Below are 26,976 nucleotides of genomic sequence, written 5' to 3' on the forward strand. Positions count from 1 at the left end.
CAGCGTCTTCGCCGAGGCGGACCGGCTCGGGCTCGCGGCCCAGTTGGAGGCCCGTGTCCTCGCCGCCGCGCTGGAGGCGCGTGACCGGCTTCCCGACCGCTGCTTCCTCGCGGTCAACGTCCTGCCCCATCTGCTCACCACACCAGAAGTCACGGCAGTCTGGCAGCGCGCGGACCTGCGGCGCCTGGTCCTAGAACTCAACGAGGCGGTCGACCTCGACGCCACCACCGGCCTGACGACCACCGCGGGCGCACTGCGCAACCTCGGTGCGTTCGTGGCGATGGACGACGTCGGCTCGGGCTACGCCGGGTTGCGGCAGCTGGCGCGAATCCGCCCCGACTTCGTCAAGCTGGACCGCTCGCTCGTGGTCAACGTGGACGACGACCAAGTCAAGATCGCCCTCACCGAGCTGGTCGGCACCTTCGCCAGCCGGCTCAACGCCTGGGTCATCGCGGAGGGGGTCGAGCGGTTCGACGAGCTCGGCATGCTGGTCGCGCTGGGGGTTCCGCTCGGCCAGGGATTCCTGCTCGGGCGTCCCTCCCGGGACTGGCAGCAGCTCGACCCAACCGTGGCTCGGCGTATCCACCAATTCTCGGAACGCAGCAACCACGCCGCGAGCATCGAGAGCCTGATGGAACAGGTCACGATCAGCATAGGTGAATCCGGTCGGTGCGCCATGTCCGCGGACTGTCCGTCCTGTCCCATGAGCGCCGCCCGGAACCGGGACGGTCTCGCGGCCGGCGATGATTCGGCCGGACCGGACGGTGACCGGGCGCCTCGAGCCACCATCATCGTCTCCAACCGATGCCGACCGGTCGCCCTGCATCTGTCCGGCGGCCCGGGCGGCGGCACGGAACCGCGCCGTGTTCCCACGACGTTTTTCGCGCGGCCCGAGGAGCCGGTGACCGAGGTCGCGCGTCGAGCCATGACGCGGGCCCGGGCCAACCGATTCGATCCCGTGATAATCGTGACCGAGATGGGGCGCCCACTCGGCCTGGTACGGATGGAGCGGCTGATGCTACGGCTCGCGGAAATGTCCACATGAGGCGAAACCGTTATTGGACCGCGCAGACGCTCATGTCGCCGAGCCCAGCGACCAGGAGTCATTCCGCGTCGGTAGAGATCACCGTCCGGCGCCCGAGCATGAAACAATTCTACTGTGGTGCGATCATGCACGACTGCGAGACGCGCATCGTCGCCCCCACCGAAGACGATCTTCTCCGTTCCGTCGACACCCACGCACGAGTTGATCATGGGATGATGGATATCCCGGAGTCGATGCTGGACGAGGTCCGCCAGAATATCCACGACGTGGGACCGGCGGACCGCCACGACTAACCAGCGCTACCAGCGCCACCACCACGACCAGCCCGCGCGGGCACCAGCCGAGGCGAGGGACACCCGCCGGTTCTCCGATGGGTGCCCTCGCCCGACACGACGGGCAGGCAGGCGCGTGTCAGCCGGCCAGAGGCGTGGCCGCCGGCTGTGCCTCGTCCCCTGACGTCCGCGCGGCGGGCACCGAACGGTCCCGGGCAGCCCGGTTCACGGCACTCACCACGGCCCGCAGGGACGCCGTCACGATGTTGGCGTCGATCCCGACTCCCCAGAAGATCCGGTCGTCGACAGCCACCTCGAGGTACGCGGCCGCTCGCGCATCCGCTCCCGAGCCCAGGGCGTGCTCGTTGTAGTCCAGGATCCGCACGGTCAGATCGCGGCTGGCCAGCGCCGCGACGAACGCGTCAATGGGGCCGTTGCCGGTTCCCGTGATCACCGTGTCGGCCCCCCCCTGGAAACGGACCGAGACGGAGACCTCGTCCCGATCGCCCGACGCCGCCGTCGTCCGGGAGCCCAGCAGCTCAAGCAGGCCGGACCCCTCCGCGCCGTCCAGGAAGTACTCGCCGCGGAAAATCGTCCAGAGTTCCTCGGCCGTTACCTCGCCGCCCTCGGAGTCGGTGTGGCGCTGCACGGCACCGGAGAACTCGATCTGCAGCCGGCGCGGCAGGTCCAGGGAGTGCTCGGACTTCAGCAGGTATGCCACCCCTCCCTTGCCGGACTGACTGTTCACCCGGATCACCGCCTCGTAGGAGCGGCCGACGTCCTTCGGGTCGATCGGCAGGTAGGGCACCTCCCAGCGAATCTGGCCGGTGCGCTCCATAGCCTCGAAACCCTTCTTGATGGCGTCCTGATGGGAGCCGGAGAAGGCGGTGTAGACGAGGTCGCCCCCGTAGGGATGACGGGGATGGACGGGCAGCTGGTTGCAGTACTCCACCGCGCGTCGGATCCCGTCGATGTCCGAGAAATCGATCATCGGGTCGATCCCCTGCGAGAACAGATTCATCCCCAGCGTGACCAGGCAGACGTTCCCGGTCCGTTCCCCGTTGCCGAAAAGGCAGCCCTCAACCCGGTCGGCGCCGGCCAGCACACCCAGCTCCGCGGCGGCGACCGCGCAGCCCCGGTCGTTGTGCGGGTGCAGGGACAGCACGACGGCATCCCGGCGAGTCAGGTTCCGCCCGACCCATTCGATCTGGTCGGCGTAGACGTTCGGGGTCGACATCTCGACCGTCGCCGGCAGGTTCAGCACGACCGGATGCTGCGGGGTCGGCGCCCACACGTCCATAACCGCCTCGCACACCTCCACCGCGTAGTCGAGTTCGGTGCCGGTGAACGACTCCGGGCTGTACTGCCAGCGCACATCGGTGCCGTCCAGCAGTTTCTCGGCGTACTGGGCACACCACCGGGCGCCCTGCACCGCGATCTCGGTCACCCCAGCCCGATCAAGACCGAACACCACCCGCCGCTGCAACGTGGACGTCGAGTTGTACAGGTGGATCAGCGCCCGGTCCGCGCCGACCAGCGACGCGGCCGTGCGCTCGATCAGATCCTCCCGCGCCTGCGTCAGGACCTGGATGACGACGTCGTCCGGGATGCGATCGGATTCGATCAGCTGCCGGATGAAGTCGAAGTCGGTCTGGCTGGCCGCCGGGAACCCGACCTCGATCTCCTTGTACCCCATCGCCACCAGCAGCTCGAACATCTGCATCTTGCGGGCGGGGGTCATCGGGTCGATCAGTGCCTGGTTACCGTCGCGCAGATCGACACTGCACCACTGCGGGGCACGAGTGATCGTCTGCTCGGGCCAGGTCCGGTCGGGAAGTGAGACGGGGACGAACGGACGATACTTCTCGACCGGCATGCCGGACAGCTGCTGCGTGGTCATTCCTGCTCCTGCTTCCTCGAAAGAGTCCCCCGCGACCGTGATCACACGGTTCGCGACGTGGGTGACTGGATGCCGGAGGATCCACGGAGAATCAGCAGAGGAGCGTCAGGCCGCACCTGGACGCTGGACCGCCGTGATGGCGAGGATCCCGACGCTGACACACGAAAACACCGCGACGGGGAAGCCAGCTCAGGTATCAGGCCCCGCCGCGGCGGCTAAGGAGAAGCAGCGCACGCATCGCGCACCAACGTTACCGGATGTTCGGCCGACCGCGAGGAAACTCAGGTGCTGCGACGGCGCCGGGGACACGGGACGGACCGCTGCGGGGCCGCAGGTCGCCGGTGCGCACGGTGCACACGGCTGCGTGTGCACCGTGCTGCCAGCTGGGTTCGGACGGGTAGATCGTGCCGACGGTACGGCGCGGAGTGCTGTCGACGGCTCCGGCGAACTCGCGCAGTGCTCCGGCACAGCGCTCGTCCGTCACCTCGGCGATCGCCGACGCGCCAGGCCAACGCTGGAAGAGCACCGCCAGGTCGACCATCCGGGTGACCTCGTCGATGTGGGGCTCCCCGCAGCTCACCCGGACGGGCACCACCGGATCGACCGAGGCGAGCGAGCCCGCCGGATAGGGGGTCCAGTTCAGGCAGTCACCCGGCCGCAGGGCCGCGAGCAGGTCCGGCCTGAGCCCAAAGCCGGCGGGGGGACCGGTCAGCGCGCCGGTGGCAGCCGGTACGGCGGTCTGCCTGGTGGCGGCCACAGAGGACCCCGACGATGTGGTCGGCGCCAGCCGTGCGGCGGTCGGACTGGTCCGGTTCGCCGTCTGCCGCAGGGCGACGACGGTGATGGTGATCATCCCGACGATGATGGCCAAGAACGTGACCATCCTCGCGATCTGGCGGGGGCGGCCCGGCGGTCTGGGCGGCGCCACCAGCCGATGGAAAAAGCCGGGCAGACCCCGGGGAGCTGGGACGACCTGACAGCGACTGGAAGCCGGCCGGCCGTGCTGCCGGCTGCGCTCGGCCGCGGACGGTTCGAGAAACCGGGCTCCGCGGACGAATCGCTCATCCAGGCGAAGCCCCTCGAACGGGTCCTGATGCCGCGACGCCATACTAGCCACGGTAAACCCGACACCACGACTACGGCGCGCGTTCCACGGAAAGATTACCTGGATCACGTCCCCACGCCACCGCCACCCGTACCCAATCGACCGCCTGCCGTTGGATCGCCCGCAGGTGTCCCTGGTAAACCCCATCCAGCCCAGGTAATCCACGGCAACCCGAGGAACACCCCGGACCGCCGAAGGCCCCCACGGCTCCCCCAGGAGTCATTCGCTGCTGATGCTCACGGCCCTGGCGTAGGACGCGCCGATGATCTTCGCGATCTCGGCCAGGATGTCGGGGGCGACCGCGTCGTCGAGCGACAGCGACATCAACGCCTCGCCGCCGGCCTGCAGGCGGCTGACCTGCGCACTGGCAATGTTGATGTGCGCCTCGCCGAGCAGGGCACCGACCGCGCCGACGATCCCCGGCCGGTCCTCGTAGCGGAAGAACGCCAGATGCGCCTCGGGCCGGATGTCGACCTCGAACCCGTCGATCGCGGTGATCTTCTCGACCTGCCGCGAGCCGACAAGCGTGCCGCTCACCGACACGGGCGTGCCATCGGCGAGGACTCCTCGCACAGTCACGAGGTTGTGATAGTCGGGGCTGTCCTCGGCGGTCTCCAGGGCCACGTCGACCCCGCGCTCCTTGGCCAGCAGCGGTGCGTTGACGTAGGTGACCTGCTCCTCGGTCACATCGGTGAACACGCCCTTGAGCACCGCGAGCTGCAACACCGAGACGTCGTGCACGGCGATCTCGCCACGCACCTCGACGGTGATCGCCGCGGCCAGGCTGCCCGCGAGGCCGGAGAAGAGCTGCCCGAGCTTCTCCGCGAGCGGAAGACCCGGCCGGAGGTCCTCGGCCACGACGCCACCGGCCTGCACGTTGACCGCGTCAGGCACGAACTCGCCCTGCAGCGCCAGCCGCACCGAGCGGGCGACGGCGAGCCCGGCCTTGTCCTGCGCCTCCTGGGTGGACGCGCCGAGATGGGGGGTGACGACGACGTTGTCGAGCCCGAACAGCGGGGAGGCCGTCGTGGGCTCCTTGGCGAAGACGTCGATGCCCGCGCCGCCGACCTGACCGGAGCGGACCGCCTCGGCAAGCGCCGCCTCGTCAACAAGGCCGCCGCGCGCCGCGTTGACGATGATGACACCGGGCTTGGTCCGGGCCAGCTCGTCGGTGCCGATCAGACCGAGCGTCTCCGGCGTCTTGGGCAGATGAATCGTGATCATGTCACTCTGCCGAAGCAGCTCGTCGAGGTCGACGAGGGTCACGCCGTGCTGCGCGGCACGGGCCACCGACACGTACGGGTCGTAGGCAATGACCTTCATCCCGAAGCCGGCGAGCCGCTGCGCCACGAGCACGCCGATCCGCCCGAGGCCGACGACGCCGGCCGTCTTCTCCACGAGTTCGACACCGACGTACTTCGAGCGCTTCCACTCGCCGCCGCGCAGTGCCTCGTTGGCCGCGGGAACCCGCCGGGCGACGGCGAGCAGCAGCGCGATCGCGTGCTCGGCCGCACTGACGATGTTCGACTGCGGCGCGTTGACCACCATGACACCGCGCTGGGTGGCGGCGGCGACGTCGACGTTGTCCAGCCCGATGCCGGCCCGGGCGACGACCTTGAGCTTTCCCGCGGCGGCGAGCACCTCGGCGTCGATCTTGGTGGCCGACCGGACGATCACGGCGTCGACGTCGGCGATGGCGGGCAGCAACGCGGACCGGTCGGCACCGTCGACGTGACGAACCTCGAAGTCCCCGGACAGCACCTCCAGCCCGGCCGGTGAGAGCTCCTCGGCAACGAGTACGACAGGCACTGGACCTCTCCTAGCGACCTCGGGTCAGACCGGGAGGCGACGCGGAACGAGGCGTGATCACGTGGCCTTCGGCCTGGCGATGATGAACGTGGATACTGCGGGCACCGCACGACGCGGCGGGCCCAGCCTACCGACGCCCGCCGTGAACTCCGAACCCTTTCCGCCGACCGACGGCGACGGCGTGCCCGGCACCGGGACGGAGACGGCACGCACCTGGGGACGGCACGCACCCGGGGACGGCGGCAGCGCACCACGGCCGTCCCCGAGAGGGCACGATCCGCCCGACGACCCGCGGGATCTACCTGGCGATCCTGAACATCAGGCGATCCAGGACATCATCGGCCGGAGCTTCGCACCGACCTGCTCGATCGGGTGCTGCTTGCCCTCCGCCACGAGCTTGGTGAAGTTCGGCCGACCATTGTCGTCCTCGGCCACCCACTCACGAGCGAACGTGCCGTCGCGGATCTCGTCAAGGATCTTGCGCATCTCGGCCTTCACCGCGGGGGTGATGACGCGCGGGCCGCGCGTGACATCGCCGTACTCCGCGGTGTCCGAGATCGAGTACCGCATCTGGGAAATGCCGCCCTCGTACATCAGGTCGACGATGAGCTTGAGCTCGTGCAGGCACTCGAAGTACGCGACCTCCGGGGTGTAGCCCGCCTCGACGAGGGTCTCGAAGCCGGCCTGCACGAGCGCGCTGGCGCCGCCGCAGAGCACGGCCTGCTCGCCGAACAGGTCGGTCTCGGTCTCCTCGGTGAAGGTGGTCCTCAGCGCACCGGCCCGAGTGCCACCGATGCCCTTGGCGTAGGCCAGCGCGACGGCCAGCGCGTTGCCGCTCGCGTCGGCCTCCACCGCGACGAGGACGGGAACGCCCTTGCCCTCCTCGAAGACCCGCCGTACCAGGTGACCCGGCCCCTTTGGAGCGACCATGAACACGTCGACGCCGGCCGGCGGCTCGATGAGCCCGTAGCGGATGTTGAAGCCGTGCCCGAACGCCAGCGCCTTGCCCGCGGTGAGGTGCGGGGCGATGGACTCCGCGTAGATCGTGCGATGGGTGGTGTCCGGGGTGAGCAGCATGATGATGTCGGCCTCGGCGGACGCCTCCGCCGGGGTGAGGACCCGCAGGCCCTCCTTCTCGGCCCTGGCCCGGCTGCGGCTGTCCGCCGGCAGGCCGACCCGCACGTCGACGCCACTGTCGCGCAGGTTCAGCGCGTGCGCGTGGCCCTGGCTGCCGTAGCCGATGACGGCGACCTTACGGTCGGCCAAGACGTCCAGCGAGGCGTCGTCGTCGTAGTAGATCTCGACCATCGTAGGGAATCTCCTCGTTGAGTGGATAGGAAAAAGACGCGCGACGGTCCCGGTCAGGCCGGGCGGTCGACCGCTCGCAGGCTGCGATCGGTGATCGAACGCGATCCGCGGCCGAGTGCCACCAGGCCGGACTGGACCAGTTCCCGGATTCCGAACGGCTCCAGCATGCGGATGAGGGCGTCCAGCTTGTCGCGGGTTCCCGTCGCCTCGATGGTAACGGCGTCCTGGGCGACATCGACCACCTTGGCACGGAACAGAGCGACCGTCTCGAGGACCTGGGACCGCACCGACAGGTCGGCGCGCACCTTCACGAGCATCAGCTCACGTTGCACCGAGGCGGAGGTATCCATCTCGACGATCTTCAAAACATTGATCAGCTTGTTAAGTTGCTTGGTCACCTGTTCCAGCGGCAGGTCCTCCACGACGACGACGATCGTCATCCGGGAGATGTCGGGCTGCTCGGTCGGCCCGACCGCGAGTGACTCGATGTTGAACCCGCGCCGGGAGAACAGGCCCGAGACCCGGGCCAGCACCCCGGGCTTGTTCTCCACCAGCACGGACAGGGTGTGGCGGGTCATCAGAGGTTCACCTCGGCGTCGCCGGAGTAGTCGAAGTCCGGCGCCGTGTCGCGCGCGATGCGGATGTCGTCGTTGCTGGCGCCGGCGGCGACCATCGGCCACACCATGGCGTCGGGATGCACGACGAAGTCCACCACGACCGGGGCGTCGTCGATCGCCATCGCCTTCTCGATCGTCGCGTCGACATCCGCCGCCGTCTCGCAACGCAGCCCGACGCAGCCCAACGCCTCGGCCAGCCGGACGAAGTCGGGCACCCGCACCCTCCTGGACGCGGCTGCGCCCCGCCCAGACGCCCCTGCGCCGCCGGTCCGCGGGGAGTCCGGGTGCGTCCCGAGCTCCGTGTTGGAGTACCGCTTGTCGTAGAACAGGGTCTGCCACTGGCGGACCATGCCGAGCGACCCGTTGTTGATGACGGCAACCTTGATGGGGATCCCCTCCAGCGCGCAGGTCGCAAGCTCCTGGTTGGTCATCTGGAAGCAGCCGTCACCGTCGACGGCCCACACCGTGGCGTCGGGACGGCCGACCTTGGCGCCCATCGCGGCCGGCACGGCGTAGCCCATCGTGCCAGCGCCGCCGGAGTTCAGCCAGGTGTAGGGGTTCTCGTAGGAGATGAACTGCGCGGCCCACATCTGGTGCTGCCCGACGCCGGCGGCGAAGATGGTCTCCGGTCCCGCGATCTTCCCGAGCCGCTCGATGACGTACTGCGGGGCCAGCGAGCCGTCGGCCGGCTGGTCGTAGCCCAGCGGGTAGGTCCGGCGCCAGCCGTCCAGCGCCCGCCACCAGGCGGCGAGGTCCGGCCGCTCCTCCAGGACGAGCGCGGCGACGAGATCGTTGATCACGTCACGGCAGTCACCGACGATCGGCACGTCCGCGGTCCGGTTCTTGCCGATCTCGGCCGGGTCGATGTCGGCGTGAATGACCGCGGCACCGGGCGCGAAGGAGGACAGCCTGCCGGTCACCCGGTCGTCGAAACGGGCCCCGAGAGTGATCAGCAGGTCCGCCTTCTGCAGCGCGGTCACCGCGGCGACCGACCCGTGCATACCGGGCATGCCCAGGTGCTGGGGATGGGAGTCGGGGAAGGCGCCGCGGGCCATGAGAGTGGTGACCACCGGGATGCCGGTGAGCTCCGCCAGCGTCCGCAGCTCCGCGGCAGCGCGGGCTCTGAGCACTCCCCCGCCGACATAGAGCACCGGGCGCCGGGCAGCGCTGATCATCTTCGCCGCCTCACGCACCTGCTTGCCGTGCGGGCGGGTGACCGGACGATAACCGGGCAGGTCGAGGGCCGGCGGCCAGACATCGTGCGGCAGCACGGAGGTGACCGACTGCAGGATGTCCTTGGGCAGGTCGACGAGCACCGGTCCGGGCCGGCCCGTCGCCGCCAGGTGGAACGCCTCCGCAATGATCCGCGGGATGTCGTCGGCGGACTGGACCAGAAAGTTGTGCTTGGTGATCGGCAGAGTGATGCCGCAGATGTCCGCCTCCTGGAAGGCGTCGGTCCCGATCGAGGCGCTGGGGACCTGCCCGGTGACGGCCACGATCGGCACCGAGTCCATGTAGGCGTCGGCGATCGGGGTCACCAGGTTGGTCGCCCCCGGCCCCGACGTCGCCATGCACACCCCGACCCGCCCGGTGGCCTGCGCGTACCCCTCGGCCGCATGACCCGCGCCCTGCTCGTGCCGGACGAGGACATGCCGCACCCGGGTGGAGTCGAACAGTGGATCATAGGCGGGCAGGATCGCACCGCCGGGGATGCCGAAGACCACATCGGCTCCGACCGCTTCAAGGGAGTGGACGAGCGACTGGGCTCCGGTGATCTTTCGTGTCATCTGGTCGTCTTCCTTGACAGGCCGGGGATGTGCGTGACGCGTGGCGATCTCGGCTAGCATTGCGGGACCGGCGGGACCGGGCCCGCCGGGCACGGCTCTGCCAGCTGAGCACGACCACGCAGGCTTGGCACGAGGCAGTACTCACTGCACGAAAAAGCCCCTCGTGCCGAGAGGCACTGAGGGGCGGCGCACAGGTCGACGTAGTCGACTATGCGCGCTCTGAGCGTACGAGAATCCCGAGAAGCACAGCTCTACCCTGCCGGAGTTCCCGCCCCACGTCAAGCATCGCCGGGCACGGGGCCAGCCGGGCACCGGGGCCAGCCAGGTCATTGCCCGCCGGAGCCGGGCGCACCGATCTCGCCACCGTCCAACGCGGTGAGGAACCTGGCCGCGACCGGCGCGGCCGTCTCCGCGCCGAAGCCGCCGTCCTCGACGATCACCGCGAAGGCCACGTCGCCCCGGTAGCCGACGAACCACGCATGGGTCGGCGGCGGGTTGCCGTCCTTGTACTCGGCGGTGCCGGTCTTCCCGAAGGCCTCGCCGGGCATCGGGACCTTCGCGGCGGTGCCCTCGGTGACGACCGCCCGCATGAAGTCCCGCAGCGGGGGCAGCACCACGGGCGGGATGGGGTTGCTGCGCGCCGACTGGCCGACGACGAACGGCTGGTGCCAGGTACCGCTCGCGACCGCCGCGGTGACGCTCGCCATCTGCAGCGGGGAGACCTCGATGCGGGCCTGGCCGATCGACGCCGACGCCGACTCGACCGCGTCGCGCGGGGTCGGGAAGATCCCCCCGACGCTGGCGATATCCAGCGGTGGGCGGCCGTCGAAGCCGTAGAGCTGGGCGGCCTTCTCCAGCGCGCCGTCCGGGAGTGACTCCTCCAGCCGGATGAACGCAGTGTTGCAGCTCCTGGCGAACGCGGTCCGCAGCGGGATGGGGCCGAACTGCTCGGCCTCGGCGTTCTGGAAGGTCCGCCCGCCGACGCTGACCGTCTGGGTGCAGTCCAGGGACGTGTCCGGCGCCTTGCCGTTCATCAGCGCGGCGGTGGCCGTCACGATCTTGAAGATGGAACCCGGTGGGTACTTGCCCCGGACAGCCCGGCTCGACCCGCTGGGCGGATGGTTGGCCAGGGCCAGGATGGCGCCGGTGCGGGTGTCGATCGCGACCATCGCCCCGGTCGGGCGGGCCGCGGTGGCCAGGGCCGCCTCGGCGGCCTGCTGGACCTGCAAGTCGATCGTGGTGCGGATCGCCTCGCCGTCGGTCATCGGATAGGTGTGCAGCGTCTGCACGGTCGCGTTCTTCGCGTCCCGCACGACGACCGCGCCGCCCTGCGCCCGCAGCCGGCCGTCGTACACCCGCTGCAACCCGGACAGCGGCGCCGTTCGACCGACGAGGTTGCCCGCCAGGTCGGAGGAGTCCCGTAGCGGCTGGCCCGCCACGTCGAGCAGGTCCCCCCGCTTACCCGTGGAGGCGGTCCGGTCCAGGTGCAACCCTGGGCGCAGGGCCGGATGCACCGAGACCGGATCAGCCTTCACCCGCCACCCGCCGCCGGTCGAGACGAGATGCAGCGCCCCGGTGTACTCCAGCGGCGTCGGCAGACCGGAGAGCGTGAGCCTGGCCAGGTACGGCACGGTCGCCGTCTCGCCGCCGCGGCTGATCGCGCCCGGGGTGAACGTAGCCGCTGTGACGAGCAGGCGGTCACGCACCTCGGCCATCGTGCCCACCAGGCGCGCGACGTCGATGCTCCCGGGCGTGGAGACGGCGGTGACAGCCGCGGAGCCGGGGGTCGCCGTCCCACCGGAAGTCGTCAGCGCCCGCCAGCCCGCCAGGTAGGAGTCGGCCGCAGCCTGGACCTTCCGGTCGGCGGCGCGGTCGGCGGCGCGGTTGTTCAGGACGTAGCCGACGCCGCCGGCGACGGCCAGCAGGACGACGACGACCGCGACGATGATCGCCGTCCGGCGGCCCCGGCCCCGGCGGCGGGAGGTTGACGCAGTGAACCCGGAAGGTGTAAGGGGCACGGCGGCACGCTCTCCCCTCGATCGTGACACCCCGATGGGAGACCCACCCTATGGAGGCCTCCGGCTCTTCGCATCCGACGCGCCGTACGACGTCGGCAACCCGACACGCGGGTCCGACACGGCGGGAGAACGTGGTCCTCCCGAGCTCGGATCACGGACGGGCAACCCACGGCACGGGGGCAGCGGCGACCGGTCGGACGTTTCTCGAACAAACGGCGCTAAAACCTGCGAACCATCTGAAATACGACAAATCGGGGATCGGGCGGGCGAGGGCCGGGAAAGCGAGGGCAGGGGAAGGCGAGGGCCGGGAAGCGGTGTCAGGAGATGCCGAGGCGCTCCAGCAGCAGTCGCCGCACGGTCGCCGCGTCCGCCTGGCCCTTCATCGCCTTCATCACCGCGCCCACCAGCGGGCCGACGGCGTTCACCTTGCCGCCGCGGACCTTCTCGGCGATGTCGGGGGCGCCGAGGAGCGCCGCGTCGACGGCCGCAGTGAGCGCGCCGTCGTCCGCGACGATCGCCAGCCCACGGCCGGCGATCACCTCGTCGGGCGCGCCCTCACCGGCGAGCACCCCGTCGATGACCTTGCGGGCCAGCGCGTCGGTGAGCTCACCCGCGGCCACCAGCGCGGTGATCCGGGCGACATCGGCCGGGGTGATCTTAAGATCGCGCGGCTGGAGACCGGCGTCCGAGGCACGCCTGGCCAGCTCGTTGAGCCACCACTTACGGGCGGTCGCCGGGGCCGCGCCGGCGGCGACGGTCTCCTCGACCAGGTCGAGGACCGCGGCATTGCGCAGGTCCTGCAGATCCCGCGCGGTGTAGCCGTGCTCGGCGATCAGCCGGGCCCGGCGCGCCGCGGGCAGCTCCGGCAGGCCAGCCCGCAGCCGCTCGACGTATTCCGCGGGCAGGGCCAACGGGGTGAGGTCCGGCTCCGGGAAGTACCGGTAGTCGGTGGCCTCCTCCTTGGACCGGCCCGACGAGGTGCGGCCCGACGCCTCGTCGAAGTGGCGGGTCTCCTGGATGATGCGCTGGCCGTCGTCGAGCAACGCGGCCTGCCGGGTGATCTCGTAGCGCACCGCGCGTTCCACCGACCGCAGCGAATTGAGGTTCTTCGTCTCGGTGCGGGTACCGAAGGGAGCGTCCGGGCCGCCGGGCGCCGGGCGCGGGCGCAGCGAGACGTTGGCGTCGCAGCGCAGCGATCCCTGCTCCATCCGGACGTCGGAGACGCCGAGTGCCCGGATCAGTTCCCGCAACTCGTCCACGTAGGCCCGGGCCACCTCGGGGGAACGCACGTCCGGTTCGGTCACGATCTCCACGAGCGGGATGCCGGCCCGGTTATAGTCGATCAGCGAGTGGGTGGCGCCGTGGATGCGGCCGGTGGCGCCGCCGACGTGCAGCGACCTGCCGGTGTCCTCCTCCATGTGCACCCGGGTGATGCCCACCCGGTGCACCTCGCCCTCGACCTCCACGTCGAGCCAGCCGTTCGTGCACAGCGGCTCGTCGTACTGGCTGATCTGGAAGTTCTTCGGCATGTCGGGATAGAAGTAGTTCTTGCGCGCGAACCGGCACCACGACGCGGTCTCACAGTGCAACGCGAGTCCGATCATGACCGCGAAACGCACCGCCGCCTCGTTCACCACCGGCAGGGAACCCGGCAGCCCGAGGCACACCGGGCAGACCTGGGTGTTGGGCTCGGCACCGAAGGCCGTCGCGCAGCCGCAGAACATTTTGGAAGCGGTGCCGAGTTCGACGTGCGTCTCCAAGCCGATCACCGGCTCGTAGCGGGCCAGAATGTCGGAGTAGGACGGCAGCGCGCCGGCGGGAGCCACTGTGCTCACCGGATGAACTCCTCATGGGTCGCTGGGTGGGCGGGTGTCGCGGACGTGCACGTAGGTGAGGAACACCGCGGCCGGTAGGCCGAGCACTCCCCAGAGGAGCAGGACCGGGTTGAGCGTGGCGATACCGAGGCCCAGCACCAGCACGGTGAGCAGCCACACCACGCCCACCAGGAACCGGTCCTGCCGGCCGCTGCGCAGACTCACCATCGCCGTTTCCCGCCCTTCCCTCGCGGCCGGCGGCCCGTCACCGCGGCCGCCACCCCCGGAACATGGATGACCCGCGAGACCGCCGGACGCCCGCTCACAGCGCCGGGACCTCGTCGAGCAGCGGATGGCCGCGTTCGGCGTCCAACGCCTCCTCCAGCGCCCCGCCGACCCGGTAGAGCCGGTCGTCGGCGAACGGCGGCGCCATGATCTGGATACCCACCGGCAGCCCGTCCACGAGCCCGGACGGCAGGCTCATCGCCGGGCCGCCCGCGAGGTTGGACGGGATCGTGCACAGGTCCGACAGGTACATGGCCACCGGATCATCGACCTTCGCGCCCAGTGGGAAGGCCGGCGTCGGGGTGGTGGGCGAGATCAGGACGTCGACCTGCTCGAACGCGGCGGTGAAGTCGCGGCTGATCAGCGTACGGACCTTCTGCGCCTGGCCATAGTAGGCGTCGTAGTACCCCGAGGACAGGGCGTAGGTGCCCAGGATGATCCGCCGCTTCACCTCCGGGCCGAAACCGGCCTCGCGGGTGCGGCTCATGACCTCCTCGGCCCCGGCCCGGCCGTCGTCGCCGATCCGCAGCCCGAAGCGCATCGCGTCGAAGCGAGCCAGGTTCGACGAGCACTCGCTGGGCGCGATCAGGTAATAGGCGGGCAGCGCGTAGCTGAAGTGCGGGCAGCTCACCTCGATGACCTGGGCGCCCAGGCCCGTCAGCGCCTCGACCGCGGCAGCGAAGGCGGCCTCGACCCCCGGGTCGTACCCGTCGCCGGCGAACTCGCGGACCACGCCGACCCGCATACCGCGGATGTCGCGCTGCCGTGCCGCCGCCACGACCGCGGGAACCGGCGCGTCGACGCTCGTGGAGTCCAGAGGATCGTGGCCGGCAATCGCGGCGTGCAGCAACGCCGCGTCGGTCACCGTGCGGGCCAGCGGGCCGGCCTGGTCCAGCGAGCTGGAGAAGGCGACCAGCCCGTAGCGGCTGACCCCGCCGTAGGTGGGCTTGACCCCGACCAGACCGCAGACGGCGGCCGGCTGACGGATGGAACCGCCCGTGTCGGTGCCGAGGGCGAGCGGCGCCTCGAAGGCGGCGACGGCCGCGGCGCTGCCGCCGCTGCTGCCGCCGGGGATGCGGGTGACATCCCAGGGGTTGCGGGTCGGCCCGAACGCCGAGTTCTCGGTTGACGAGCCCATGGCGAACTCGTCCATGTTGGCCTTACCCAGCAGGACGACGTCCGCGGCCCGCAGCCGGCTCACCACCGTGGCGTCGTACGGGGGGTGCCAGCCCTCAAGGATGCGGCTGCCGCAGGTGGTGGGCATCCCTCGGGTGGTGAAGACGTCCTTGAGCGCCAACGGCACCCCGGCGAGCGGCCCGAGGCGCTCCCCGGCCGCGCGCCGGTCGTCGACCGACCGGGCCGCGGCGAGCGCGCCGTCGGCGTCCACGTGCAGGAAGGCGTGGACGGTCTCGTCGACCTTGGCGATGCGGTCCAACGCCGCCCGGGTCGCCTCGACGGCGCTCAGCCTGCCGGCGGCGATCGCGGCCGCCGTCGCGGCGGCGGACAGGCGCACGACGTTGGTCGTGCCGGGAGGTGTCGGGTTCTCCGTCATGTTCTCCGTCATGCGGGCGGCGACCTCATTCGTCCGGATCGAGGATGCGGGGCACCCGGAACCGCCCGTCCTCGGTGGCGGGGGCACCGGCCAGGGCCTCGGTGACGGGCAGCGACGGGCAGATGGTGTCCGGCCGGAAGACGTTGGTCAACGGCACGGCGTGGCTGGTCGGCGGGATGTCCGCGGCGGCGATCTCGGAGACTCGGGCGACCGCGGACAGGATCGCCTCGAGCTGCGGTGCCAGCGCGTCGAGCTCGTCGCCGGTCACCGACACCCGCGCCAAGCGGGCGAGGTGAGCCACCTCGTCCCGAGTGATCGCCATGGCGTGTGGCCCCTTCGTAGGCGGTGGGCACGGGGCCCGTGACTGGTCCTGGGCGCCGCGACGGATGCGGGAACCGGAACCGGGAGAGGCCAGATGCACCCCTGGGGCGCCCCGGGCGGACGATCGGGACCGGACGCATCGCCGCGTCGACGTGATGTCATCGTACGGGCCGCGGCGGGACCCCCGCGGACGCCGCCCCCCGCCGCTCCCCTGGCCTAGGCCGCCCTTCGGGGTTTCCGTCACCTCGCCTTCGGCGAGGTTCCTGGGGGAGGCGCCGGCCGGCGGGGGCGTTATCTTCACGTGACCGGTCGGCCATCCCGCCGACATGCCCTTTGCGCATGCTCAGCTACATGTCGTACCTGCTTCACCTCATGCTGCCGGACCGCCCGGGAACGCTCGGCGCAGTGGCCACGGCCCTGGGCAGGGCGAGCATCGACATCGTCAGCATCACCGTCGTCGAGCGCACCGCCGACAGAGCCGTGGACGATCTGCTCGTACTCCTGCCACCGGGCGGCCTCGCCGATCGCGTCCTCACCGCCGCCCAGTCGGTTCCGGGCGTGATCGTCGAGTCGCTTCGGCCGTTTCTCGCCGACGGGGGCGGTGTCGGCAACGACCTCGACCTGGTGGACGCCCTGACCGATCGGCCGCACGACGCCGCGACGACCCTGACGGACCTCGCGCCCGGCGTCTTCCACGCCGACTGGGCGATGCTGCTGGAGCACGTCGGGCCGGATGACGTCCGGGTCCGGGAGACCTCGGTGGGCGCTCCGGCCCTCGGTGAGGACGATCTCGGTGTCCCTGAACGGGTCCGGTTACCCCTGCCCTGGCTGCCGCTGGAACGGGCGCGGCGGATCGGGGCCGAGGATGGCGCCTTCCCGCCTCGCTGGCGGGCGGTCAGCATGGAACTCGCCGCGGCCCCGGTCGGCGACGACCGGCTGGTGATCCTGGTCGGGCGGCCCGGCGGCCCCCGGTTCCGCTCCTCCGAGATCGACCGGCTGGCCCATCTGGCGGGCATCGCCGCGAGCCTGACCAGGACGGGCCGTTTCTGAGTGGGGGAGCCTTCCCCACGTTATTCCACCGGGGTCTCGGCCTTCTCGGGACCGTCCACGAGAACGGCGAGCTTGCTGGCCGCGTCGACCCCCTGCGCCAGCAGAACGGCGAATCCGGCCTCGTCCAGCATGGGGATCCTGAGACTGCGCGCCTTGTCGTACTTCGAGGCCCCTGGATCCGTGCCGACGACGACGGCGGTGGTCTTCCTGCTCACCGAGCCGGTGACCTTGCCGCCGCGCGCCTCGACCGCCTCCTTGGCCGAGTCGCGGCTCCAGTCGGTGAGCGTGCCGGTGATGACGACGGTGACGCCGTCGAGGGGACGTGGGCCCTCCTCCGCGCCGACGTCGGCGAGCCGTGCCCCGCCGGCGGCGATCCTGGCGAGGATGTCGCGGTGCCGCTCATCGGCGAACCAGTCGACCACCGCGCCGGCGATCTTCGGACCGACCCCTTCGACCGCGGCGAGGTCCTCGGCCGGCGTGGCGGCGATCGCTTCCAGCGACCGCAGTTCCCGGGCGAGCGCCCGCGCCGCCGTGGGCCCGACGTGGCGGATCGACAGGCCGACCAGCAGCCGCCAGAGCGGCCGGTGCCGCGCGGCCTCGACCCCCCGCAGAATCTGGTCGATCTTCTTCTGCGCGAACCCGCGCAGCCCCTCGAAGGACTCGGGCGTCAGGTGGAAGATGTCGCCGATGTCACGCACCCGGCCCGCCTCGAGCAGGGCGGTCGCCGTCTCATACCCGAGCCCGTCGATGTCCATCGCCCCCCGGGAGGCGAAATGGAAGATCGACTCCCGCAGCTGCGCGGGACAGGAGACGGTGTTCGGGCAACGGATGTCGACCTCACCCTCGGGCCGCACCAGCTCGGTGCCGCACTCCGGGCAGCGCGTGGGCATCACGAAGGCCCGCTCGGAACCGTCCCGCAGGTCGATGACCGGGCCGACGATCTCCGGGATGACGTCCCCGGCCTTGCGCAGGACGACCGTGTCCCCGATGAGCACCCCCTTGCGGCCGACCTCATCGATGTTGTGCAGGGTCGCGAGGCCCACCGTGGACCCGGCGACCAGGACCGGCTCCAGCTCCCCGAAGGGGGTCACCCGGCCGGTGCGGCCCACGTTCACCCGGATATCGCGCAGCTTGGTCGTGACCTCCTCCGGTGGATACTTGTAGGCCACCGCCCAGCGGGGGGACTTCGAGGTGGAGCCCAACCGGCGTTGCAGGGCGAACGAGTCGACCTTGACGACCACTCCGTCGATCTCGTGCACCACGCCGTGGCGCGCATCGCCCCACCGGTGCACGTAGTCCAGCACGCCGGGCACCGCCGCCAGGACCTCGAAGTGGGTGGCGACGGGCAGCCCGAGCTCCGCGAAGCGGGCATAGGCCGCCGACTGGGACGTGGCCTCGAAGCCGCGCTGCGCGCCCAGGCCATGGACAATCATCTCCAGCGGCCGGGTGGCGGTGACCCGGGGATCCTTCTGCCGCAGGGATCCGGCCGCGGCGTTACGCGGGTTCGCGAACGGTTTGCCCCCCGCGGCCACCAGCCCGGCGTTGAGCTCGGCGAACTTCGCGGTCGGGAAGAAGACCTCGCCCCGCACCTCCAGCAGCTCGGGCACCCGCGGCCCGCGCAGCCGCACCGGCACGCTCGCCAGGGTGCGGATGTTGGGGGTGATGTCCTCCCCCGTCCGGCCGTCGCCGCGCGTCGCGGCACGCACCAGGTAACCGTCCTCGTAGACGAGGTCCACGGCAAGCCCGTCGATCTTCAACTCGCAGAGCCAGGCGTCGACCTCGCTTTCCCGGGCCACGCGCGCCGCCCACTGGTGGAACTCGTCGTCGTCGAAGACGTTGTCCAGGGACAGCATCCGTTCGAGATGCTCGACCGGGGTGAACAGGGTCGAGTAGGAACCGACCACCTTCTGCGTCGGCGAGTCCGGCGTGCGCAGGTCGGGATGCCGCTCCTCCAGCGCGGCGAGCTCCGCCATCAACCGGTCGTACTCGGCATCGGAGATCGTCGGGGAGTCGAGCACGTAGTAGCGGTACGCGTGCTCGTCGAGCTCGCGGGCGAGGCTGGCGGCGCGGGCCCGCTCGTCCGCCGAAGCCGCCGCCGAAGCCACGCCGGATTCGTCGACTGTACCGGCCGTGCCGGTTGTCGCGCTCACGACGGCGCGTCGACCAGAACCCGCCCCGCCTTCCGGCAGTGGCGCACCACCGTCCTGGCATCGTCCGTTCCCAGGCCCGCCAGGCCACAGGTCGACGTCACGGCGACCACCTCCCCGAGCTGCTCGGGCCGGAATCCCAATCGGCTCCACAGTGCGATGACGGGTTCGACCGTACGGCGGGCATCCGACAACTTCGGTGCGGCCGACAACTTCGGTGCGGCCGACACAGCCCGTCCGGCTGCACCAGCCGGTGCGGCCGGTCCAGTCGGTGAAATCGGCGCGGCCGGTGAAATCGGCCTGGTGGGGACGAGACCCGCCATCAACCGCACTCCGGCCTCCACGATCTCGCCGACGGCGTCGTCCTCGGCCTGGGTGAGCGCGGTGACGTCGAGACCGACAAAGTCCACGCCCGCCGCGCGCAACGCCGCCAGCGGCACCGCGGGAGCGCAGCAGTGCACCCCGACTCCGCCGGTCGCCGGCAGCGCCCGCAGGCCACCGAGCAGGATCCGCAGCCGCTCCACGACCAAGCCCTCCTCGACCGCGGGCAGCACCGAGAACCCGCTCGGAGTGCGGATCCGGCCCGCGAGCACCGCCGGCAGCGATGGCTCGTCGAACTGGACCAGGATCCGCGCCCCCGGGACGCGCTGGGCGATCTGTTCGACCTGTTCGACGAGCCCCGCGGCCAGTGCGTCGGCGATGTCACGGGTCGCGCCGGTATCTGACAACGCCTTGTGCCCGCGGGGAAGCTCCAGCTCGGCCGCCAGCGTCCACGGGCCGGTCGCGGCAATCTTGAAGGGTCCCGCGTAGCCGGCGGCGACCTCCGTCAACGCGTCCAGGTCGCGTTCGAGCAGATCCCGTGACCGGCGCAGGTCCAGGCCGGGTCGGGGAACCAGCCGCCAGCCGGCCGGCTGAAGGTCCACCGGCATGTCGACGAGGATCGCCGCCGCCCGCCCGACCATCGCACCCCCGGGTCCCCTGGCCGGCAGTTCGGGCAGATACGGCAGGTCCGGCAGCTCGTCGAAGACCAGCTTGACGGCCTGGGCCGCATCCGTTCCCGGCAGCGAGCCCACCCCGGTGGCCGCGCCGGCCGGCCACATCCGTGCAGCGTCAGTACTCATGTCTTGACATCCTCCGGGAGTCCGCGGGAGATCCCCGGCCACGTCCGCTCCGGGCCCGCTTCGTCGACGGCCCGCCGACCAGGCGCCCGGCTAACCACCGGTAGTGCGGATGTGCCCTCCGCCAAGCACCCGGTCACCGTCGTACAGCACCACCGCCTGGCCGGCGGCCGTGCCGCGGACCGGCGTCGTCAGCGTCACGACGAGCTCCTCGCCGCGCGCCTGCGCCACCGCCGGTACCACCCCGCCGTGCGCCCGCACCTGGGCCAGACATGATACGGCCCCTTCGTGCGGCCAGACCGCCCGGTCCGCCACGAGCCGGCGCACGTCGAGCGCCTCGGCCGGTCCGACGGTGACCGTCGACGTCACCGGGGAGATGTCCAGCACATAGCGCGGCCGGCCGTCTGAGGCCGGCCGCCCGAGCTTCAGCCCGCGACGCTGACCCACGGTGAAGGCGTAGGCGCCGTCATGGTGCCCGAGCGTCTGCCCAGTCGTCGCATCGATGACCGGACCCGGCCGCGGGCCGAGCCGCTCGCGCAACCAGCCACCGGTGTCCCCATGCGAGATGAAACAGATGTCGTGGCTGTCCGGCTTGTCCGCAACGGCGAGGCGACGCTCGGCCGCTTCTACCCGCACCTGGGCCTTGGTGGAATCCCCGAGCGGGAACCGCGCGGCGGCGAGCTGCTCGGGACGCAGCGTTCCCAGGACGTAGGACTGGTCCTTGTCCGGATCCACCGAGCGGCGCAGGGTGCCGTCCGGATCGAGCCGGGCGTGGTGCCCGGTGACGACGGCGTCGAAGCCGAGCGCGAGGGCCTTGTCGAGTACGGCCGCGAACTTGATGCGCTCGTTGCAGCGCACGCAGGGGTTGGGCGTGCGACCGGCCGCGTAGGACTCGACGAACTCCTCGATGACGTCGGTCTCGAACCGGTCCGCGAGATCCCAGACGTAGAACGGGATGCCGAGGATGTCGGCGGCCCGCCGGGCGTCCCGGGCGTCCTCGATGGTGCAGCAGCCGCGGGCTCCGGTCCGGTCCGACTCCGGCGAGCGCGACAACGCCAGATGCACCCCGGTGACGTCGTGACCGGCGTCGACCGCCCGGGCGGCGGCGACGGCGGAGTCGACCCCGCCGGACATCGCGGCGAGCACCCGCATCAGACCATCACCTCCCCGAATCTCCGCCGAACCTCAGGGAACCACGTGGACGGGAGCGAGGCATCATGGGCATCGCATCTCAGGTGCCGCTCAGGCTGCCGCTCGTGCCGGCCAGCGCCCCCGCACGGCTCGCCCGCTCGACGACCGGCCCGATCGCCGCGACCAGCGCGTCGACGTCGCAGGCCCGTGAGGTGTGCCCGAGGGAGAACCGCAGCGATCCGCGGGCGTGTGCCTCATCCGCTCCCATCGCGAGCAACACGTGCGACGGCCTCGCCACTCCGGCGGAGCAGGCCGAGCCGGTGGAACACTCGATCCCCCAGGCATCGAGCAGCATCAGCAGCGAGTCTCCCTCGCAGCCGGGGAAGGTCAGATGGGCGTTTCCCGGCAGCCGGTGCGGCCCTGGACCGCCGCCGTCCCCACTGCCGCCGTCCCCGAGCAGCGGGGCGCCGTTGAGCACCGCCTCCGGGACCTCCGCCCGGACCCGGCGCACCAGGTCGTCACGCAGGGCCGCCAGCCGGACGCTCTCCTGCGGCGCCTCGGCGCACGCCTTCGCCGCGGCCGCCGCGAACGCCGCCACCCCGGCCGTGTTCAGCGTTCCGGACCGGATGTCGCGCTCCTGACCGCCGCCGTGGGTCAGCGGCTCCATCGCCAATCCCCGGCGCACCACCAGGGCACCGACACCGATCGGCCCCCCGATCTTGTGCGCGCTGACCGTGATGGCGTCGGGGCCCTCGTCGGTGACGGCGATCGGGATCTGGCCGAACGCCTGCACGGCATCGGTGTGGAAGGGCACGCCGTGACGGTGCGCGATCGTCGCGAGCTCGGCAATCGGCTGAACGGTGCCGACCTCGCTGTTCGCCCACATCACCGACACGACGGCCACCGAGTCCGGATCCCGGTCGAGGGCGGCGGCGAGGGTGTCCGGATGCACGGTTCCCGCGGCATCGACCGCGAGCAGCTCGACCTCGGCATCCTGCGCCCGGCCGAGCCAGGCGGCGGTGTCCAGGACGGCCCGGTGCTCGACGGCGCTGACCAGTACCCGCCGCCGGCCCGGTTCGGCCCGGCGGCGTGACCAGTACAGACCCTTCAGGGCGAGGTTGTCACTTTCGGTACCGCCTCCGGTGAACACCACGTCGGACGGACGGGCGCCCAGCACTCCGGCGAGCGTCTCGCGGGACTCCTCGACGATGCGGCGGGCACGGCGGCCACTGGCATGCAGAGACGAGGCATTGCCGGTATCGGCAAGCACCGCGGTGTACGCGGCGAGCGCTTCCGGTCGCATCGGCGTCGTCGCCCCGTGGTCGAGATAGGTCACAGCTTTAGAGGGTAGTCGCGGACGGGCCGACGGCGACGGGAGAGCGGATCACACCGATCTCCGGGGCGACCGTCGGATCAGAAGTCGCCGGCGGCCCGGCGCAGATCGGTCAGCAGGTCGATGAGCGTGCGCACCCCGCCGTCACCCAGCCCGGGATCGGCGAAGACGGTGTCGTTGAGCTTCTCGGTCGCGGCCATGGCAGTGGCCCGGCCCTCCTCGGTGATCTTCGCGAGAATCGCCCGCCGGTCCGTGGGATGCGGGGTACGCCGCACCTGCCCCCTCGCCTCCAACCGGTCGACCGCGCTGGTGACGCTGGTCGGATGGACCTGCAGCCGACTTCCGATCTTGTTGAGGGGCAGCGTTCCGGCCCGACTGAACATCAACAGCATCAGCAGCTCATAGCGCGCGAAGGTCAGGTCGAGGGGGCGCAGGACCTCGTCAACCCGGGCGAGGACGATCTGCTGCGCCCGCATCAGGGAGGTGACCGCTGCCATGCCGTCCGCGGCCGCCCCCCAGCCGTGGGCAGTCCAGTGCCGATGGGCCTCCGCTATGGGGTCGGTTGGCAACGGTTTCGGGGTGGCCACGACTTGTCGACGCTCCTGCACTTCATGGGACGGTTCCCGCCCGGCCTGGCAGCCGGGGACCGTCGCGGCGGGCAGCGTCCATTGCACCCCAGGACGGACGCGCTGGCAAAGATTCATGCGTACCCGGAGATTGCCGCGGCGCCCGGCGCACCGACCAGCGTAACGCCGATCGATGTAACGGCGGGCGCCACCCGGGACATAATCAGACGTTACGGCGATACTGCCCACCCACGTCGAAGAATGTCTGGGAGATCTGCCCGAGGGAGCAGACGCGGACCGCCTCCATCAGCGCCGCGAACGTGTTCCCCCCGCTCCTGGCGACCTCCCGCAGATGTTCCAGGGCGGCGCCCGCCTCGGCGCCGTGCCGGCGGTGGAACTCCTCCAGCCGAGTGAGCTGAGATTGCTTCTCCTCCTCCGTGGCCCGCGCGAGCTCCATCGGGCCTCCCTCGGAGTCGGGATCGGTGCCGGCCGACTCAGGCCGCAGGAACGTGTTCACCCCGATGATCGGCAGGGTGCCGTCGTGCTTGCGCCGCTCGTACAGCATCGACTCGTCCTGGATGCGTCCCCGCTGATAGCCGGTTTCCATCGCGCCGAGTACACCGCCGCGGTCGCTGATCCGCTCGAACTCGGCGAGCACCGCCTCCTCGACCAGGTCGGTCAGTTCATCGACGATGAACGATCCCTGCAGGGGATTCTCGTTGGCGGCGAGTCCCCATTCCTGATCTATGACCATCTGGATGGCCAACGCGCGGCGGACGGAGTTCTCCGTAGGAGTCGTCACAGCCTCGTCGTAGGCATTGGTGTGCAGGCTGTTGCAGTTGTCGTAGATCGCGCACAGCGCCTGCAACGTGGTCCGGATATCGTTGTAGGCCATCTCCTGCGCGTGCAGCGACCGGCCCGACGTCTGTACGTGATACTTCAGCATCTGCGACCGAGGGGCGGCACCGTAGCGCTCCCGCATGGCTACCGCCCAGATCCGGCGAGCCACCCGCCCGATGACGGTGTACTCCGCATCCATCCCGTTGGAGAAGAAGAACGACAGGTTCGGGGCGAAATCGTCAATGCGCATTCCTCTGGCCAGATAGGCCTCGACGTAGGTGAAGCCGTTGGCCAGGGTGAACGCGAGCTGACTGATAGGATTGGCGCCGGCCTCGGCGATGTGATAGCCGGAGATCGATACCGAGTAGAAGTTCCGGACCGCGTGTTCGATGAACCACTCCTGCACGTCCGCCATCGCCCGCAACGCGAACTCGGTGGAGAAGATGCAGGTGTTCTGCCCCTGGTCCTCCTTGAGGATGTCCGCCTGCACGGTGCCACGGACCGTGGCCAGCGTGCGGGCCCGGACTTCGGCGGCCTCGTCCGCGCTCGGCTCCCGGCCGTGCTCGGCGCGGAAGGCGTCTAGGCGCTGGTCGATCGCGGCGTTCAGGAACATCGCCAGGATCGTCGGCGCCGGGCCGTTGATGGTCATCGAGACGCTGGTCGACGGATCACACAGATCGAACCCGGCGAACAGGACCTTCATGTCGTCCAACGTCGCTATCGACACACCCGACGTGCCGATCTTGCCATAGACGTCGGGCTGGGACGCGGGATCGCGGCCGTAGAGGGTCACCGAGTCGAAGGCGGTGGACAGGCGGGTCGCGGGCGAGCCGGCGGAGAGGAAGTGGAACCGGCGGTTGGTCCGGAAGGGGTCACCTTCACCGGCGAACATTCGCGCCGGGGCTTCCCCGGCCCGTTTGAACGGAAAGACGCCGGCGGTGAAGGGGAAGTAGCCCGGCAGGTTCTCACACCGCAGGAAGCGGATCAGGCGAGCGTCGTCGTCGATGGCGGGTACCGCCACCCGCCGGACCGGAGTCCCGCTGAGCGTGGTGCGCACCAGCGGGGTGTGGATCTCGGTTCCCCGGACGAGATAGGTCATCTTCTCGCCCTGACGTTCCTCGACGATCGCCGGCCATTGCGCCAGGAGCTCCCTCGTCCAGAGAGCCAGGGCGGCTTCGGCCTCGTCGCGCAGCATGGCGAGGGTGGTGGGCTCCGCCGGCGCCGCGCCAGCGCCAGCGCTGGCCAGTGCCGCAAGGGCCGTCGTCAGATGCTCACGACGGCGGGCCAGCAGTGCCTGGCGCTCGGTCTCGGCGTGATAGCCCCGCACCGTCTCGGCGATCTCGGCCAGGTAGCGTACCCGGGCGGACGGAATGACCGTGGTCAGCTCGGTGGAGGTCCGCCCGTGCACCGGATGCAACGAGCCGGACACGGTAGACAGATCGTGTTTGCGTAGCAGCCCGACGAGGTGCTGATACAGGGCGGTCACCCCATCGTCGTGGAACCGGGCGGCCGAGGTGCCGAAGACGGGCATGTCCTCCCAGGACTGGTCAAACGCCTGCCGGTTGCGCACCAGTTGCCGGGCGACGTCACGCCGGGCATCCTCGGCGCCGCGCCGCTCGAACTTGTTCACCGCCACCACGTCGGCGAAGTCCAGCATATCGATCTTCTCGAGTTGTGAGGCCGCACCGTACTCGGGTGTCATCACGTACAGCGAAACATCGCAGAACGGAACGATCGCCGCGTCACCCTGCCCGATGCCCGGCGTCTCGACGATCACCAGATCGTAACCGGCCACCCGGCAAGCCGTGATCACATCCGCCAAGGGAGCCGGAACCTCACTGCCCCCCGCTCGCGTCGCCAGGGACCGGAAGAACACGTTCCCTGCCGTGCCGTCACCCAGGGAGTTCATCCGGATGCGGTCACCGAGCAATGCACCGCCGCCCCGCCGACGGCTGGGGTCGATGGCGAGCACCGCGATCCGCAGGCTGTCGCCCTGGTCGAGGCGGAAGCGCCGGATCAGCTCGTCGGTGAGTGAGGACTTTCCCGAACCACCCGTGCCGGTGATACCGAGGACCGGAACCCGCGGCCGGCAGGCGGCCTCGTCCTGCAGCGCCGCCGCGAGTCGCGGGTCCCGGCCCACCTCGAGCACGGTGATCGCCCGGGCGAGCGCGCCGTCCTCACCAGCCACCACCGCATCGAGCTTCGGCCCGTCCTCCGTCAGATCGACGTCACAGGCCTCGATGATCATATTGATCATCTTCGCGAGACCGAGCCGTTGCCCGTCCTGCGGGGAGAAGATGCGCGCGACCCCGCGCGCGTGCAGCAGGTCGATCTCCGCCGGCACGATCACCCCGCCGCCGCCGCCATAGACCCGGACGTTGCCTGCTCCGCGCGCGCGGAGGCGCTCGATGAGGTAGCTGAAGTACTCGACATGCCCGCCCTGATAGGACGACAGGGCGATCCCTTGGGAGTCCTCCTGGATCGCGGCGGTGACGACCTCCTCGACGCTGCGGTCATGCCCGAGATGGATCACCTCGGCGCCCTGCGCCTGCAACAGGCGACGCATGATGTTGATCGCCGCGTCATGCCCGTCGAAGAGTGAGGCCGCCGTCACGATCCGGACCGGATGAACTGGTGTGTGCAGCGCGGCAGCCGGCTCGTGCCGGCCGTCGGAGGACATCGAAGCGGCTCCCGGGGACGATGTGGCGGACGGAGATACCTAGAACCCTTGGCTTCCCGATAGTAGGGCATCCATACAATAGATGCCACCATGACCAGGAGGCGGAAGCCGGCCGCTCCCGCGACCTGCCGGGCTCCGGGCAGGGTGCCCGGGCAGCCGAGTTTTGGGGAGCCAGTCACGGTCCAGGGAGCGCAGACCGTATTCAGGTCCCCCGAATTCGGTCCCCCAGATTCGCCGGCGGCGCTGGAGCGGGTGCCGCCAGCCAGTAGTCAGAAAAT

Annotated in this window: 20 protein-coding genes and 1 pseudogene; 3 read left to right on the top strand and 18 right to left on the bottom strand. The window is 70.5% G+C overall.

Annotated elements, in window-relative coordinates; translation table 11 throughout:
* Both AC08OJ_RS06395 and AC08OJ_RS06400 read left to right on the top strand, forming a co-directional pair.
* The coding region (locus AC08OJ_RS06395; RefSeq protein ID WP_476595278.1) for an EAL domain-containing protein at positions 1-1,045 on the top strand (1,045 nt) is incomplete at its 5' end.
* 98 nt (positions 1,046-1,143) lie between these two features.
* Positions 1,144-1,338, top strand: a complete 195-nt coding sequence (locus AC08OJ_RS06400) for a DUF1059 domain-containing protein (RefSeq protein WP_476593447.1) — start codon at positions 1,144-1,146, stop codon at positions 1,336-1,338.
* Between the two features lie 118 nt (positions 1,339-1,456).
* On the opposite strand, the gene leuA is transcribed toward AC08OJ_RS06400, so the two are convergent.
* From leuA to gatC, 12 genes and pseudogenes are all read right to left on the bottom strand, one after another.
* Positions 1,457-3,217 carry a 2-isopropylmalate synthase gene (gene leuA / locus AC08OJ_RS06405; RefSeq protein ID WP_476593448.1) on the bottom strand — a complete coding sequence of 587 codons (1,761 nt, stop codon included), beginning with the start codon at positions 3,215-3,217 and terminating at the stop codon, positions 1,457-1,459.
* 250 nt (positions 3,218-3,467) lie between these two features.
* Positions 3,468-4,100 carry a septum formation family protein gene (locus tag AC08OJ_RS06410; protein WP_476593453.1) on the bottom strand — a complete coding sequence of 211 codons (633 nt, stop codon included), beginning with the start codon at positions 4,098-4,100 and terminating at the stop codon, positions 3,468-3,470.
* 138 nt (positions 4,101-4,238) lie between these two features.
* Positions 4,239-4,469: pseudogene (locus AC08OJ_RS06415) on the bottom strand (SCO2583/SCO2584 N-terminal domain-containing protein); the annotation flags it as partial.
* 72 nt (positions 4,470-4,541) lie between these two features.
* On the bottom strand, positions 4,542-6,131 hold the full coding sequence (serA, locus tag AC08OJ_RS06420; protein WP_476593449.1) for a phosphoglycerate dehydrogenase: 1,590 nt from the start codon (positions 6,129-6,131) through the stop codon (positions 4,542-4,544).
* Positions 6,132-6,449: 318 nt separating this feature from the next.
* A complete protein-coding gene (ilvC, locus tag AC08OJ_RS06425) occupies positions 6,450-7,439 on the bottom strand; it encodes a ketol-acid reductoisomerase (protein ID WP_476593450.1) in 990 nt (329 codons plus the stop codon).
* A gap of 53 nt (positions 7,440-7,492) precedes the next feature.
* The gene (gene ilvN, locus AC08OJ_RS06430) at positions 7,493-8,017 is read right to left on the bottom strand and encodes an acetolactate synthase small subunit (RefSeq protein ID WP_462187989.1); all 525 of its coding nucleotides are present in this window, start codon (positions 8,015-8,017) and stop codon (positions 7,493-7,495) included.
* Positions 8,017-9,903 carry an acetolactate synthase large subunit gene (locus AC08OJ_RS06435; protein WP_476595279.1) on the bottom strand — a complete coding sequence of 629 codons (1,887 nt, stop codon included), beginning with the start codon at positions 9,901-9,903 and terminating at the stop codon, positions 8,017-8,019. Before AC08OJ_RS06435 ends, ilvN begins: the two co-directional genes overlap by 1 nt.
* A 266-nt stretch (positions 9,904-10,169) precedes the next feature.
* A complete protein-coding gene (locus tag AC08OJ_RS06440) occupies positions 10,170-11,861 on the bottom strand; it encodes a penicillin-binding transpeptidase domain-containing protein (RefSeq protein ID WP_476593452.1) in 1,692 nt (563 codons plus the stop codon).
* A 317-nt stretch (positions 11,862-12,178) separates the two neighbouring features.
* Positions 12,179-13,696 (bottom strand): Asp-tRNA(Asn)/Glu-tRNA(Gln) amidotransferase subunit GatB, encoded by a 1,518-nt coding sequence (gene gatB, locus AC08OJ_RS06445; RefSeq protein ID WP_476595280.1) that lies wholly within the window; start codon positions 13,694-13,696, stop codon positions 12,179-12,181.
* A 12-nt stretch (positions 13,697-13,708) separates the two neighbouring features.
* Positions 13,709-13,903 carry a hypothetical protein gene (locus AC08OJ_RS06450; RefSeq protein WP_462188743.1) on the bottom strand — a complete coding sequence of 65 codons (195 nt, stop codon included), beginning with the start codon at positions 13,901-13,903 and terminating at the stop codon, positions 13,709-13,711.
* Positions 13,904-13,997: 94 nt separating this feature from the next.
* Positions 13,998-15,524, bottom strand: coding sequence for an Asp-tRNA(Asn)/Glu-tRNA(Gln) amidotransferase subunit GatA (gatA, locus tag AC08OJ_RS06455; protein WP_476593121.1), 1,527 nt, complete (start codon positions 15,522-15,524; stop codon positions 13,998-14,000).
* 13 nt (positions 15,525-15,537) lie between these two features.
* Positions 15,538-15,834, bottom strand: a complete 297-nt coding sequence (gatC, locus tag AC08OJ_RS06460) for an Asp-tRNA(Asn)/Glu-tRNA(Gln) amidotransferase subunit GatC (RefSeq protein WP_476593122.1) — start codon at positions 15,832-15,834, stop codon at positions 15,538-15,540.
* A gap of 338 nt (positions 15,835-16,172) precedes the next feature.
* On the opposite strand from gatC, the gene AC08OJ_RS06465 reads away from it, so the two are divergent.
* Positions 16,173-16,883 (top strand): ACT domain-containing protein, encoded by a 711-nt coding sequence (locus AC08OJ_RS06465; protein ID WP_476593123.1) that lies wholly within the window; start codon positions 16,173-16,175, stop codon positions 16,881-16,883.
* Positions 16,884-16,903: 20 nt separating this feature from the next.
* On the opposite strand, the gene ligA is transcribed toward AC08OJ_RS06465, so the two are convergent.
* The 6 genes from ligA to icmF all read right to left on the bottom strand — a co-directional run bounded on the left by ligA (position 16,904) and on the right by icmF (position 26,698).
* Positions 16,904-19,033 carry an NAD-dependent DNA ligase LigA gene (gene ligA, locus AC08OJ_RS06470; protein WP_476593124.1) on the bottom strand — a complete coding sequence of 710 codons (2,130 nt, stop codon included), beginning with the start codon at positions 19,031-19,033 and terminating at the stop codon, positions 16,904-16,906.
* Positions 19,030-20,151: a methionine synthase gene (locus AC08OJ_RS06475; RefSeq protein ID WP_476593125.1), complete on the bottom strand. Its 1,122-nt coding sequence runs from the start codon at positions 20,149-20,151 to the stop codon at positions 19,030-19,032. The genes ligA and AC08OJ_RS06475 overlap by 4 nt, the downstream gene beginning before the upstream one ends.
* Before the next feature lie 90 nt (positions 20,152-20,241).
* The gene (mnmA, locus tag AC08OJ_RS06480) at positions 20,242-21,300 is read right to left on the bottom strand and encodes a tRNA 2-thiouridine(34) synthase MnmA (RefSeq protein WP_462188252.1); all 1,059 of its coding nucleotides are present in this window, start codon (positions 21,298-21,300) and stop codon (positions 20,242-20,244) included.
* 79 nt (positions 21,301-21,379) lie between these two features.
* Positions 21,380-22,615 (bottom strand): cysteine desulfurase family protein, encoded by a 1,236-nt coding sequence (locus AC08OJ_RS06485; protein WP_476593126.1) that lies wholly within the window; start codon positions 22,613-22,615, stop codon positions 21,380-21,382.
* A gap of 77 nt (positions 22,616-22,692) precedes the next feature.
* Positions 22,693-23,199: a MarR family winged helix-turn-helix transcriptional regulator gene (locus AC08OJ_RS06490; protein WP_476593127.1), complete on the bottom strand. Its 507-nt coding sequence runs from the start codon at positions 23,197-23,199 to the stop codon at positions 22,693-22,695.
* 202 nt (positions 23,200-23,401) lie between these two features.
* Positions 23,402-26,698, bottom strand: a complete 3,297-nt coding sequence (gene icmF, locus AC08OJ_RS06495) for a fused isobutyryl-CoA mutase/GTPase IcmF (protein ID WP_476595281.1) — start codon at positions 26,696-26,698, stop codon at positions 23,402-23,404.
* Between the last annotated feature and the right edge of the window lie 278 nt (positions 26,699-26,976).

It is taken from the genome of Frankia sp. CgKIO3 (genome assembly GCF_977946435.1).

What these genes read in the sequence shown, in the direction of transcription:
- ilvC (WP_476593450.1), bottom strand. Translation starts at nt 7,439, where the DNA reads ATGGTCGAGATCTACTACGACGACGACGCCTCGCTGGACGTCTTGGCC.
- AC08OJ_RS06475 (WP_476593125.1), bottom strand. Translation starts at nt 20,151, where the DNA reads ATGAGTACTGACGCTGCACGGATGTGGCCGGCCGGCGCGGCCACCGGG.
- icmF (WP_476595281.1), bottom strand. Translation starts at nt 26,698, where the DNA reads ATGTCCTCCGACGGCCGGCACGAGCCGGCTGCCGCGCTGCACACACCA.
- gatC (WP_476593122.1), bottom strand. Translation starts at nt 15,834, where the DNA reads ATGGCGATCACTCGGGACGAGGTGGCTCACCTCGCCCGCTTGGCGCGG.
- ilvN (WP_462187989.1), bottom strand. Translation starts at nt 8,017, where the DNA reads ATGACCCGCCACACCCTGTCCGTGCTGGTGGAGAACAAGCCCGGGGTG.
- leuA (WP_476593448.1), bottom strand. Translation starts at nt 3,217, where the DNA reads ATGACCACGCAGCAGCTGTCCGGCATGCCGGTCGAGAAGTATCGTCCG.
- AC08OJ_RS06400 (WP_476593447.1), top strand. Translation starts at nt 1,144, where the DNA reads ATGAAACAATTCTACTGTGGTGCGATCATGCACGACTGCGAGACGCGC.
- AC08OJ_RS06435 (WP_476595279.1), bottom strand. Translation starts at nt 9,903, where the DNA reads ATGCTAGCCGAGATCGCCACGCGTCACGCACATCCCCGGCCTGTCAAG.
- AC08OJ_RS06465 (WP_476593123.1), top strand. Translation starts at nt 16,173, where the DNA reads ATGCTCAGCTACATGTCGTACCTGCTTCACCTCATGCTGCCGGACCGC.
- gatA (WP_476593121.1), bottom strand. Translation starts at nt 15,524, where the DNA reads ATGACGGAGAACATGACGGAGAACCCGACACCTCCCGGCACGACCAAC.
- AC08OJ_RS06410 (WP_476593453.1), bottom strand. Translation starts at nt 4,100, where the DNA reads ATGGTCACGTTCTTGGCCATCATCGTCGGGATGATCACCATCACCGTC.
- AC08OJ_RS06450 (WP_462188743.1), bottom strand. Translation starts at nt 13,903, where the DNA reads ATGGTGAGTCTGCGCAGCGGCCGGCAGGACCGGTTCCTGGTGGGCGTG.
- mnmA (WP_462188252.1), bottom strand. Translation starts at nt 21,300, where the DNA reads ATGCGGGTGCTCGCCGCGATGTCCGGCGGGGTCGACTCCGCCGTCGCC.